General features: G+C 66.8%; 10 protein-coding genes and 1 pseudogene. 5 read left to right on the forward strand and 6 right to left on the reverse strand.

Annotation, left to right across the window (positions count from 1 at the left end; all coding sequences use genetic code 11):
• The 4 genes and pseudogenes from QOC76_RS30565 to QOC76_RS30580 form a co-directional block, all read left to right on the forward strand.
• A pseudogene (locus QOC76_RS30565) lies at positions 1–617 on the forward strand (hypothetical protein); the annotation flags it as partial.
• Between the two features lie 74 nt (positions 618–691).
• Positions 692–1645 carry a glutamate ABC transporter substrate-binding protein gene (locus tag QOC76_RS30570; protein ID WP_526363677.1) on the forward strand — a complete coding sequence of 318 codons (954 nt, stop codon included), beginning with the start codon at positions 692–694 and terminating at the stop codon, positions 1643–1645.
• On the forward strand, positions 1645–3906 hold the full coding sequence (locus QOC76_RS30575) for a tetratricopeptide repeat protein (protein ID WP_526363659.1): 2262 nt from the start codon (positions 1645–1647) through the stop codon (positions 3904–3906). Before QOC76_RS30570 ends, QOC76_RS30575 begins: the two co-directional genes overlap by 1 nt.
• A gap of 125 nt (positions 3907–4031) precedes the next feature.
• A complete protein-coding gene (locus QOC76_RS30580; protein ID WP_526363661.1) occupies positions 4032–4478 on the forward strand; it encodes an STAS domain-containing protein in 447 nt (148 codons plus the stop codon).
• On the opposite strand, the gene QOC76_RS30585 is transcribed toward QOC76_RS30580, so the two are convergent.
• From QOC76_RS30585 to fgd, 3 genes are read right to left on the reverse strand one after another with little or no spacing between them, the layout of a single operon-like run.
• The gene (locus QOC76_RS30585) at positions 4413–5561 is read right to left on the reverse strand and encodes an acetate/propionate family kinase (RefSeq protein ID WP_526363663.1); all 1149 of its coding nucleotides are present in this window, start codon (positions 5559–5561) and stop codon (positions 4413–4415) included. The two genes, QOC76_RS30580 and QOC76_RS30585, sit on opposite strands and share 66 nt — an antisense overlap.
• Positions 5561–7621, reverse strand: coding sequence for a phosphate acetyltransferase (gene pta, locus QOC76_RS30590; protein WP_526363665.1), 2061 nt, complete (start codon positions 7619–7621; stop codon positions 5561–5563). Before pta ends, QOC76_RS30585 begins: the two co-directional genes overlap by 1 nt.
• Before the next feature lie 12 nt (positions 7622–7633).
• Positions 7634–8641: a glucose-6-phosphate dehydrogenase (coenzyme-F420) gene (fgd, locus tag QOC76_RS30595; RefSeq protein ID WP_526363667.1), complete on the reverse strand. Its 1008-nt coding sequence runs from the start codon at positions 8639–8641 to the stop codon at positions 7634–7636.
• Positions 8642–8675: 34 nt separating this feature from the next.
• Here fgd and QOC76_RS30600 point away from each other — a divergent pair, with 34 nt between their 5' ends.
• Positions 8676–9419, forward strand: a complete 744-nt coding sequence (locus tag QOC76_RS30600) for an MBL fold metallo-hydrolase (protein WP_526363669.1) — start codon at positions 8676–8678, stop codon at positions 9417–9419.
• A gap of 1 nt (position 9420) precedes the next feature.
• Here QOC76_RS30600 and QOC76_RS30605 read toward each other — a convergent pair whose 3' ends face one another.
• The 3 genes from QOC76_RS30605 to QOC76_RS30615 form a co-directional block, all read right to left on the reverse strand.
• Complete coding sequence (locus QOC76_RS30605) at positions 9421–9636, reverse strand: hypothetical protein (protein WP_526363671.1); 216 nt, start codon at positions 9634–9636, stop codon at positions 9421–9423.
• Between the two features lie 43 nt (positions 9637–9679).
• A complete protein-coding gene (locus QOC76_RS30610) occupies positions 9680–11017 on the reverse strand; it encodes an NtaA/DmoA family FMN-dependent monooxygenase (RefSeq protein ID WP_526363673.1) in 1338 nt (445 codons plus the stop codon).
• A 4-nt stretch (positions 11018–11021) separates the two neighbouring features.
• Positions 11022–11706: LLM class flavin-dependent oxidoreductase (locus QOC76_RS30615; protein ID WP_526363675.1), on the reverse strand; the 685-nt coding region annotated here is incomplete at its 5' end.

Consider the following 11706-nt stretch of genomic DNA (forward strand, 5'->3'; position numbering starts at 1 on the left):
TCAACATCGGGTTCATCGCGGGCGGGATGGCGGTGCTGATCATGTTGATCTGGGTGTTCACCGCGCTGGTGATCTCCACCATCGACAGCCGCAGCGCGAAGAACACCGCAGCAGAATCCCTTAAGACCGTCACTACCCTGGCGATCACCGCACAGCAGGCGCGGGCCGACGAGACGCTGTCGCTGATCCGGCGCGGCGACGAGAATGTCCGCAAGCAGTCCTACTACCAGCGCATCGACACCATGCAGCAGCAGCTTTCGGAGTACCTCGGCCGCGAGGACGCGATCGACAAGGCTGACCTGGCCGACGCCGAGCAGTTGTTGCGTCGCTGGCGTGCGGCCGACGACCGGATCAGCTCCTACATCGCGGTCGGCAACTATCAGGCCGCGACGCAGGTGGCACTCGGCCGGGGCGAGGACGACGCGACGCCCGCCTTCGACCGGCTGGACGAGGCGCTGAACAAGGGCATCTCGGAAAGCCGCCAGCAGTTGCGCAGCGACATCCTCAACGCCAGGCGGGTGCTGTCCGGCGCGACCGTCGGAGCGGCGGTGCTGTCCGTCGTGGCGGCGATCGCGGTGGCGCTCGGACTGTGGCCCCGACTTAGTGAGTACCGCTGATGAGCGCTTGCGCGAAGAAGAGACAGCAGCTGATGAGCGCTTGCGCGAAGAAGAGACAGCAGCTGAGGTTGCCGATGTTGTGCATCGCGGTCGCCATGGTGACGGTGCTGGCGGGTTGCGGCCGCGCGGAAGAGGTGCCGCCGACGCCGAACCTCACGCTGCCCGCGCCCACGCCCGCAGGCATGCAGGAACTGCCGCCGTCGCTGGCGCCGGTGCCGGAGGACACCGACAACCAGTGCGACGTGACCGCCAGCCTGCGGCCGTTCTCCGACCGCGCGCAGGCCGACGACGCCGTCACCACGATCAAGAACCGCGGCCGGCTCATCGTCGGCCTCGACATCGGCAGCAACCTGTTCAGCTTCCGCGACCCGATCACCGGGGAGATCACCGGATTCGACGTCGACATCGCCGGCGAGGTGGCCCGCGACATCTTCGGCACCCCGTCGCAGGTCGAGTACCGCATCCTGTCGTCGGCCGACCGCATCACCGCGCTGCGGAACAACCAGGTCGACATCGTCGTCAAGACCATGAGCATCACGTGCGAGCGCAAACGTCTGGTCAACTTCTCGACGGTGTATCTGGTTGCGAACCAACGCATTCTGGCGCCGCGCGACTCGACGATCTCGCAGGCCGGTGATCTCTCCGGTAAAAGGGTCTGCGCCGTCAAGGGCACCACGTCGCTGCAGCGGATCCAGCAGATCAACCCGTCGCCGATCGTCATCCAGGTGGTGACGTGGGCCGACTGCCTGGTGGCGCTGCAGCAGCGTCAGGTCGACGCGGTCAGCACCGACGACTCCATCCTGGCCGGGCTGGTGGCACAGGACCCGTATCTGCGCATCGTCGGGCCCAGCATGAACGAGGAGCCCTACGGCATCGGCATCAACCGGGAGAACACCGGGCTGGTCCGGTTCGTCAACGGCACGCTGGAGCGCATCCGCCGCGACGGCACGTGGAGCACGTTGTACCGCAAATGGCTGACGGTGCTCGGCCCACCTCCCGCTCCCCCGGTTCCGAGGTACTCGGACTGATGTCGACAGCAGAGGAAGGAGTCGAAGGGCCCGGTACCCAACCCGCGAGCCTGGAAGACCTCGAAGAACTCGACGCGGATTCCGCATCGACGATGCGGCCGATGGCCACACAGGCCGTCTTCCGGCCGCACTTCGACGATTCGGACGGCACGTCGGTCGGCACCGCCGACACTGAGCCCGAGGACCACACGACGGTGATGACGCGGGCGCTGTCGCCGACGCGCAGGCTCGGCGGCGGGCTGGTGGAGATCCCGCGGGTGCGCGAGATCGACCCGCTGTCGGCCCTGATGACCAATCCCGTTGTGGCCGAAGGCAAACGGTTCTGTTGGAACTGCGGCAAGGCGGTCGGCAGGTCGTCAACCGACGGCAAAGCGCTGTCGGAGGGCTGGTGCCCACACTGCGGCAGCGCGTATTCGTTCCTGCCGCAACTGGTTCCCGGCGACATGGTGGCCGAGCAGTACGAGATCAAGGGCTGCATCGCGCACGGCGGTCTGGGCTGGGTGTATCTGGCCTTCGACCACAACGTCAACGAACGGCCGGTCGTGCTCAAAGGTCTGGTGCATTCCGGTGACGCGGAAGCCCAGAAGATCGCGATGGCCGAGCGGCAGTTCCTCGCCGAGGTGACGCACCCGGGCATCGTCAAGATCTACAACTTCGTCGAGCATCCCGACCAGCACGGCAACCCCGTCGGCTACATCGTGATGGAGTACGTCGGCGGAAAGTCGCTCAAGCAGGCCAGGGGCGACAAGCTGCCGGTGGCCGAGGGCATCGGCTACATGCTCGAGATCCTGCCCGCGCTGGGTTACCTGCATTCCATCGGGCTGGCCTACAACGACCTCAAACCCGAGAACATCATGATCACCGAGGATCAGCTCAAGCTGATCGACCTCGGCGCGGTGTCACGGCTCAACTCCTTCGGATACCTCTACGGCACACCGGGTTACCAGGCGGCCGAGATCGTGCGGACGGGTCCCACGGTGGCGACCGACATCTACTCCGTCGGCCGCACGCTGGCGACGCTGACGCTCAACCTGCGCACCCGCAAGGGCCGCTACGTCGCGGGCCTGCCGGAGGACGACCCGGTGCTGACGGAGTACGACTCGTTCGCCAGGCTGCTGCGCAGGGCCATCGATCCCGATCCGCGCCGGCGGTTCGGCAGTGCGGAGGAGATGACCAGCCAGCTGCTCGGGGTGCTGCGCGAGGCGGTCGCCCGCGACAGCGGGATGCCGCGCCCCGGCCTGTCGACGGTGTTCAGCCCGTCGCGCTCGACGTTCGGCGTCGACCTGCTCGTCGCGCACACCGACGTGTATCTCGACGGGCAGGTGCACTCGGAAAAGCTGACGGCACAGGAGATCGTGAGGGCGCTGCAGGTACCGCTGGTCGACCCGACCGACCTCGGCGCCACGGTATTGTCGGCGGCCGTCCTCAGCCAGCCGGTGCAGACGCTCGACTCCCTGCGGGCTGCGCGGCACGGCACGCTGGACTCCGAGGGCATCGACCTGTCCGAGTCCGTCGAGCTGCCGTTGATGGAAGTGCGCGCGCTGCTGGACCTCGGCGACGTCGCCAAGGCCACCCGCAAGCTCGACGACCTCGCGGCCCGGGTCGGGTGGAGGTGGCGGCTGGTGTGGTTCCGCGCCGTCTCCGAGCTGCTGACAGCCGACTACGATTCGGCGACAAAGCATTTCAACGAAGTGCTGGACACTCTCCCTGGTGAGCTGGCGCCCAAGATGGCGCTGGCGGCGACGGCCGAACTGGCCGGCAGCGCCGACGAACGGAAGTTCTACAACACGGTGTGGTGTACCGACAACGGTGTGATCTCCGCGGGCTTCGGGCTGGCACGCGCACAGTCGGCCGCGGGCGATCGTGACGCCGCCGTCCGCACCCTGGACCAAGTGCCCGCCACCTCGAGGCATTTCACGACCGCGCGGCTGACCAGCGCGGTGACGCTGCTGTCCGGCCGCTCGATGAACGAGATCACCGAGCAGCAGATCCGCGACGCCGCCCGGCGCGTCGAGGCGCTGCCCGACTCCGAGCCGCGGGTGCTGCAGATTCGGGCCCTTGTCCTGGGCACCGCAATGGACTGGCTGGCGGACCACACCGCCAGCACCAACCACATCCTCGGCTTCCCGTTCACCCAACACGGCCTTCAACTCGGTGTGGAGGCGTCGCTGCGGGGTCTGGCCCGGGTGGCGCCGACCCAGGGGCACCGCTACGCGCTCGTCGACCTGGCCAACAGCGTGCGGCCGACCAGCACCTTTTAGGCCCGGCGCCGACCGGCATTAGTCGAGAATTGACCATCGCCGAACGACTGATTCCGTAGTAGCGTGCTTTACAGGTTGAGTTAACAGCCACCCACAGCGACATGACGCTCACTGAGGGAGGTCACATGACCGACATCGGTACTAGCCGCGTGTTCCGCATCAATCCAGGCGCACTCGATATGCGTGAGGAACACGGCCGGGCGCTCTTCTCCGCAAGTCCTCGGCCGCCGTCCACCCTGCAGGTCACCGTCGAGGGCGACGTCGACGCCACCAACAACCGCGCGCTGGCGCGATATGTCGAGAGCAGGGTCGCCGGATCGGCACGCCTCGAGCTCGACCTGCGGCTCGTCGACTTCTTCGGCACCGCCGGATTCGCCACGCTGCACAACATCAACGTCATCTGCTGCCGCTACGAAGCCACTTGGGTGCTGCGGGCGGGCCGGCAAGTCCGCCGGTTGTTGGGCATCTGCGATCCGGACGGCAGCCTGCCGCTCGAAGAGCCGCGGTCAGTCCTCGACGACGTCCACACAAGCGCGCGCGATTGCGAGCTCCTCGTCGGTCGGAACAACTAGAACCGTCGTCCGCGACGTCTCCGCGGAGATTCGGCGTGCGCATTTGTCGGAGCTTTCGTTGAGGCGCCCGTCCAGTTCGATTCCCAGCGTCGTCAGCCCGGCCAACGCGTCGTGACGGACGACCGCGTCGTTCTCGCCGACGCCCGCGGTGAAGGTGATGACGTCTGTTTTGCCGAGCACCGCCATGTAGGCGCCGATGTACTTGCGCAGCCGGTGGATGTAGACGTCGTACGCCAACTGTGCTGCCGCATCACCGGATTCGATGCGCTGGTGCAGCACGCGAAAGTCGATCTCGCCGCCGAGACCGCGAACTCCGGAACGCTTGTTGAGCATCGTCTCGATGTCCTCGATGCGCATCCCTGCTGTGCGCGACAGATACGAGATGATCCCGGGGTCGATATCGCCCGACCGGGTGCCCATCACCAGACCCTCCAACGGCGTGAGGCCCATCGACGTGTCGACGGGCCTGCCCCCCGAGATCGCCGACGCCGACGCGCCGTTGCCAAGGTGCAGGACAATCTGGTTCAGCGAACCCAGCGGTTCGTCCAGGAAGGTCGCCACCTGTTCACTCACGAATTGGTGCGAGGTGCCGTGGAACCCGTAGCGCCGAATCTGCCACTGCTGCGCGACATCCCGATCGATCGCGTATGTCGCGGCGGCGGCGGTCAGGTCGTGGAAGAAGGCCGTGTCGAAAACGGCGACATGCGGGAGGTCGGGCATGGCGTCGCGGGCCACCTGGATGCCGAGCAGCGCAGGCGGGTTGTGCAGAGGAGCCAGGGGTGCGAGCTCGTCGACCTTGGCGATGAGCGCGTCGTCGACCAGTGTCGGCTTGTAGAGGTCCGGACCGCCGTGCACGATGCGATGGCCCACCGCCACCAGGTCAAGGCTTTCCAGTGGTCGTCCGGATTCCGCGAGGCGCTTGAAGGCCTCCTGCAGGGCCGCGCCGTGGTCCGCGACCGGGCCGTCGCCGATTCGCTCCACGATCCCGTCGGCCACGACCGTTCCCGAGTCCGGCTGTATAACAGCATATTTGAGCGATGACGAGCCGGAGTTGATGACGAGCACGGTGGGCTTGTCGGCCATCACTGGTCCTGCGCCTGAATGGCGGTGATCGCCACGGTGTTGACGATGTCCTCGATCAGTGCGCCCCGCGACAGGTCGTTGACCGGTTTCTTCAGGCCCTGCAGCACCGGGCCGATGGCGATGGCGCCCGCGCTGCGCTGCACGGCCTTGTAGGTGTTGTTGCCGGTGTTGAGGTCAGGGAAGATCAGCACCGTCGCCCTGCCCGCGACCTTCGAATCGGGCATCTTGCTGGCCGCCGTGGTCGGATCGACGGCCGCGTCGTACTGGATCGGACCGTCCACCAGAAGGTCGGGCTGCCTCTCACGCACCAAATCGGTTGCCGCCCTGACTTTGTCGACGTCGGCGCCGGTTCCGGAGGTTCCTGTCGAGTAGGACAGCATGGCAACCCGAGGATCGATGCCGAACTGCGCGGCGGTGCGCGCCGACGAGATCGCGATGTCGGCCAGTTGCTCCGACGTCGGGTCCGGCACGATCGCACAGTCGCCGTAGGCGAGCACCCGGTCGGCCAGGCACATCAGGAAGATGCTGGACACCGTGGTGATGCCGGGTTCGGTCTTGATGATCTCGAACGCGGGCCGGACGGTATGTGCCGTGGTGTGCATCGCGCCGGAGACCATTCCGTCGACCATGTCGTTGTAGACCAGCATGGTGCCGAAATAGGAGACGTCATGGATGATCTCGCGCGCCTGCTCGACGGTGACGCCCTTGCGCTTGCGCAGGTCGGCGTACTGCTCGGCGAACTGGTCGCACAGTTCACTGGTGCGCGGGTTGAGCACCTTGGCGTCCGACAGGTCGACCCCGAGCTCGGCGGAGCGGGCCCGGATATGCGGCTCGTCACCCAGGATCGTGAGGTCGGCGACGTTGCGCTGCAACAGCCGGCCCGCCGCCTTGAGAATGCGGTCGTCCTCGCCCTCTGGGAGCACGATGCGTTTGCGGTCCGCGCGAGCGCGGTCGAGCAATTGGTAGGTGAACATCTGCGGCGTCACTACGGTGGGGATCGGAATCGCCAGTTGGGCAAGCAGATCCTCGGTGTTTACGTAGGTGTCCATCAGTTCGATCGCGGTGTCGATCTTGCGCTGCGACGACGCGGTGACGCGGCCCCTCGTCGCGGCGACCCTGCTGGCCGTCTCGAACGTGCCGAAGCCAGTCGCGATGACGGGCAGCCGCTGGTTCAGGCCCGACACCAGCTTGGCGATCGACGGGTGAAGCTCCAGACCGCCGTTGAGGATGATGCACGAAAGCGACGGAAAGCCTTCCGCCGCATGCGCGCTCACCACGGCAAGGACGACGTCGGAACGGTCGCCGGGCGTGATCACCGCGACGCCGTCGGTGAGCCGCTCGAGCACGTGCTCGGCGGTCATGCCTGCTACCAGCACGTCCATCGCTTCCCGATTGAGCAGCTGCGGGTCGCCGCTGACCACGGTGCCTTCGACAGCGTGCAGGAGGTCACCCACCGCGGGCGCGACCAGCAGCGGCTCCTCGGGTATCACATACGATTTGGGGTCGAACCCCTCCAACGCCGCTGCGACCGCGGCCATCTGCGCCGGGTCGCAGCGGTTCGCCACCACCGCCGCGGTGTGGGCGTGCTGGCCGGAGATCTCGATCAGACACAGTTCGACGACCTGGGCGACCTCGGTCGGTGTGCGGTCCTTGGCCTTGACCGCCAGCACCACCGGTGCACCGAGGTTGGCGGCGATGCGGGCGTTGGTGTCCAGCTCGCTTGGCGTCGTCACGTCGGTGTAGTCGCTGCCGACGACCACCACGGCGTCGCATCGGTCCGCCACGTCGTGGAAGCGGTCGACGATGTCTGCGATGGCCGCGTCCGGATCGTCGTGCAGCTGCTGGTAACTCACGCCGACGCACTGCTCGTAGGGCAGGCCTGCGGTGGTGTGCGGCAGCAGCAGCTCGAGGATGTAGTCACGGTCCTCGCCGAGCCGGGTGATCGGCCGGAAGACGCCGACTTTCGCGACGGTGGCCGCCAGCCGGTGCAGGATGCCGAGCGCGATCGTCGACTTACCGGTGTCGCCCTCTGGGGACGCGACATAGATCGCTCTGGGCACGCAGAAAAGCTATCAGCCGAGGCGGCGCAGCCGCGGCTCCAGATCCTTCTGAAAGAGTTCGAGGAAGCGCCGCTGGTCGTGTCCCGGCGCGTGGAAGACGAGGTGGTTGAGGCCCCACTTGACGTACTGCGCGACCTTCTCGACGGCCTCGTCGGGATCCGACGCCACGATCCACCGCTTGGCGACCTGCTCGATGGGCAGCTCGTCGGCGGCCTTCTCCATCTCCAGTGGATCGTGGATGTTGGTCTTCTGCTCGGCCGTCAGCGACAGCGGCGCCCAGAACCGGGTGTTCTCCAGTGCCAACTCGGGATCGGTGTCATAGGAGATCTTGATCTCGATCATCCGATCGATGTCATCGGGATCCTTGCCTGCGGCCTCAGCGCCCTCCTTGACGGCGGGAATGAGCTTGTCCTTGTAGAGCTCCTCGCCCTTGCCCGAGGTGCAGATGAAGCCGTCGCCCACCCGGCCGGCGTATTTGGCCACCTGCGGCCCGCCCGCGGCGATGTAGATCGGGATGCCGCCCTCGGGAACGTCGTAGATCGAGGCGCCCTTGGTGTGGTAATACTCGCCATCGAAGTCGACGCGGTCGCCGAGCCACAGCTCGCGCATGAGCTTCACCGCTTCGCGTAACCGCGCATAGCGCTCCTTGAAGTCCGGCCACTCGCCCTGGTAGCCGGTGGCGATCTCGTTGAGCGACTCGCCGGTTCCAACACCGAGGAAGATCCGGTCCGGGTAGAGGCAGCCCATGGTCGCGAACGCCTGCGCGATGACGGCGGGGTTGTACCGGAACGTCGGCGTCAGCACCGAGGTGCCGAGGATCAGCCGCTTGGTGCGCTCGCCCACCGCGGTCATCCAGGCCAGTGAAAAGGGCGCGTGGCCGCCTTCGTGCCGCCACGGCTGGAAGTGGTCGCTGACCGTGGCACTGTCCATGCCGTGCTCTTCGGCCTCAACGCCCAACTCGACGAGCTCACGCGGCGCGAACTGTTCCGCCGACGCCTTGTATCCCAGTTTCAAGTCCACATTTAGTTTCTACTCCCCTGCTTACACTCGCGGCATGCCAGCAGCCCTGAGCGCCATCACCGACACCGTGCACTTCGCCCATACCGACCTGGTCAACTGGACTCTGGTGGCCGACGACACGGGCGTCATCCTCATCGACGCCGGCTTTCCCGGCGACCGCGACGACGTGCTGGCGTCGCTGCGCGAACTCGGTTTCGGCGTCGACGATCTGCGCGCGATCCTGTTGACCCACGCCCACATCGACCACTTCGGTTCGGCGATCTGGTTCGCGAAAACCCATGGCACGCCGGTGTATTGCCATGCCGACGAGGTCGGCCATGCCAAGCGCGAATACCTCGAACAGGCGAAGCCGGTCGACGTCGCGGCGCATGCCTGGCAGCCGCGCTGGTTGAAGTGGTCGGTGAGGATCAGCCGCAAGGGTGCATTCACCCATGACGGCATTGCGACCGCGCAGGCACTGACCGACGAAGTCGCCGCCGCACTACCCGGCTCACCGAGGGCCATCCCGAGCCCGGGCCACACTGGCGGGCACTGCTCCTTCGTCGTCGACGGCGTGCTGGTCAGCGGCGATGCGCTGGTGACCGGTCATCCGGTCGCCACTCGCTCCGGCCCGCAGTTGCTGCACAAGGTGTTCAACCACGATCAGGAGGGCTGTGTGCGCAGCCTGTCGGCGCTGGCGATGCTGGACACCGAGGTGCTCGTCCCGGGCCACGGCCAGGTGTGGCGTGGCTCCATACGCCAGGCCACCGAAAAGGCCAGGGCGCTGGCTTCCGATTGACTCAGCCGAGCGCTTCGTAGCCCAAGAGGAAGATCGCGGTCAGGCACAGCCCGCAGCACAGCACGAACGTGGGCATCAGGATCTTGTCGTCGAGATCGCCGTCGTCGGTCGTTTCGCGCCGACGGCCCAACAGCGAGCGCAGCCCAAGCCCGGCGAACAGGGTCAATCCGGCGGCGGCAAAGAGCAGCCACCCTACGGTCGTTTGCGAAATCTGCACCCCACCACACCCCCGCCGCTGTGTGCGACAGCTTTCGCCAAGTTTAAAGGCAAAGGTGGTCACGCAAGGTGTGACCGGCGTATTCGGTACGAAAAGCGCCGCGTTCCTGCAGCAGCGGCACCACCCGGTCGACGAACTCGTCCAGGCCGCGCGGGGTCAGGTGCGGGACCAGGATGAAGCCGTCGCAGGCGTCGGACTGAACGTGCAAGTCGATCTCGTCGGCAACCTCTGCCGGGGTGCCGACGAACTGCTGCCGGCTGGTCACGGCGATCACCAGGTCACGGATGCTGAGGTTGCCGGCCTCTGCGCGCTCCCGCCAGCTCGCGGCGATGGCTTTCGGGTCACCGTGCCGCACCCGGCCCTGGGTGATGGTCGGGTCGTCGACCGGGTCGACGTCGGGCAACGGGCCGTCGGGGTCGTAGCCGGAAAGGTCGCGCTGCCACACCTGCTCGAGCATGGCGATCGCTGTCGGGCCGGTCACCTGCTGATAGCGGATGTGCCTGGCACGCTCGGCCGCCTCCGCGGAGCTGTCGCCGAGCACGAAGGTCGCAGCGGGAAAGACCTTTAACATGTCGGGGTTTCGGCCCGACTGTGCGGCGCGCTCCTTGACGTCGGCGTAGTACCGCCGGCCGGCCTCGAGCGCAGAGTGCAGCGTGAACAGGGCGTCGGCGTATTCGGCGCCGAAGGCCCTGCCGTCCGCCGAGTCGCCCGCCTGTAGAAGCACCGGATGTCGCTGCGGGCTGACGGGAAGCGTGGCCACGCCACGAACATCGAACTGCGATCCGTGATACTCCACCGTGTTGATCCGGTGCGGGTCGACATAGACCCCCGCTTCCGCGTCATCCCGCACGGCGTCGTCGCCCCAGCTGTCCCAGAATGCTCGCGCCACGGTGATGAACTCGGCGGCGCGCTTGTACCGGTCGGCGTGATCGAGGTAGCCGCCCCGCCGGAAGTTCTCCCCGGTGAAGGCGTCGGACGACGTCACCATGTTCCAGCCGGCCCGGCCATCAGAGAGGTGATCGAGCGTCGCGAATTGCCTTGCCACCTCGAAAGGTTCGTTGAACGTGGTGTTGATGGTGCCGACCAGGCCGAGCCGGTCGGTGACCGCCGCCAGCGCCGCCAGGATCGTGAAGGTGTCGGGCCTGCCGACGACGTCGAGGTCGTGGATTCGGCCGCGGTGTTCGCGCAGCCGCAGGCCCTCGGCGAGGAAGAAGAAGTCGAAGAGGCCGCGCTCGGCGGTGCGGGCCAGGTGCACGAAGGATTCGAACTCGACCTGGCTACCTGAGTCGGGATCCGACCAGACGGTGGTGTTGTTGACGCCGGGAAAGTGGGCGGCCAGGTGAATGGGCTTGCGCTGCCTGTCTTCTCGAACCGCCGTCATCCGGTCAGCCCCACCGCTTGGCGATCAGCTCGTGTGAGTGCAGCCGATCGGCGTGCCGGTGGGCGACTGAGGTGACGACCAGTTCGTCGGCACCGGTCACCCGCTGCAGAGTTTCCAGCTTGTCGGCCACCTCATCGGCGTCGCCGACGAATTGCGTTGCGGTGCGGTCCTTCACGATCTCGAACTGATCGACTGTCAGCGGCTCGGCGATGTCTGGATCCGGGTAGGGAACGGCACCGCCGCCCTTGCGGATGGAGTAGACCCAGTGGCCGTAGGTGGACGCCAGGTGTTGCGCCGTGGCGGTGTCATCGGCGACGACCACATCGGCCGAGACCACCACGTAGGGCTTCGACAGGATCGCCGACGGCCTGAAAGCGGCCCGATAGGCGTCGACCGCGTCCAGGGCGGTGGCGGGCGTGATGTGGTAGCTGGCGACGAACGGCAGCCCCTTGGCACCCGCCACCTGCGCGCTCTGTCCCTTGCTGCTGCCGAAGATCCACGGCGTCAAGCGACTTCGCTCGCCGGGCACGGCGTGCACCTCGTAGTCGTTGACGCGGTAACAGCCGCTCAGCATGGCGAGGATGTCGTCGACTTGATCGGCGAAGTCGGGCGAGACTGCTTCGGGCTGCTGCAGTATCGACATCTGCGCGCGCAGTTGGTCGGTGATGGTCGTGCGCACGTCGAAAGGC

Source organism: Mycobacterium sp. (assembly GCF_032159565.1).
GTDB lineage: Bacteria > Actinomycetota > Actinomycetes > Mycobacteriales > Mycobacteriaceae > Mycobacterium.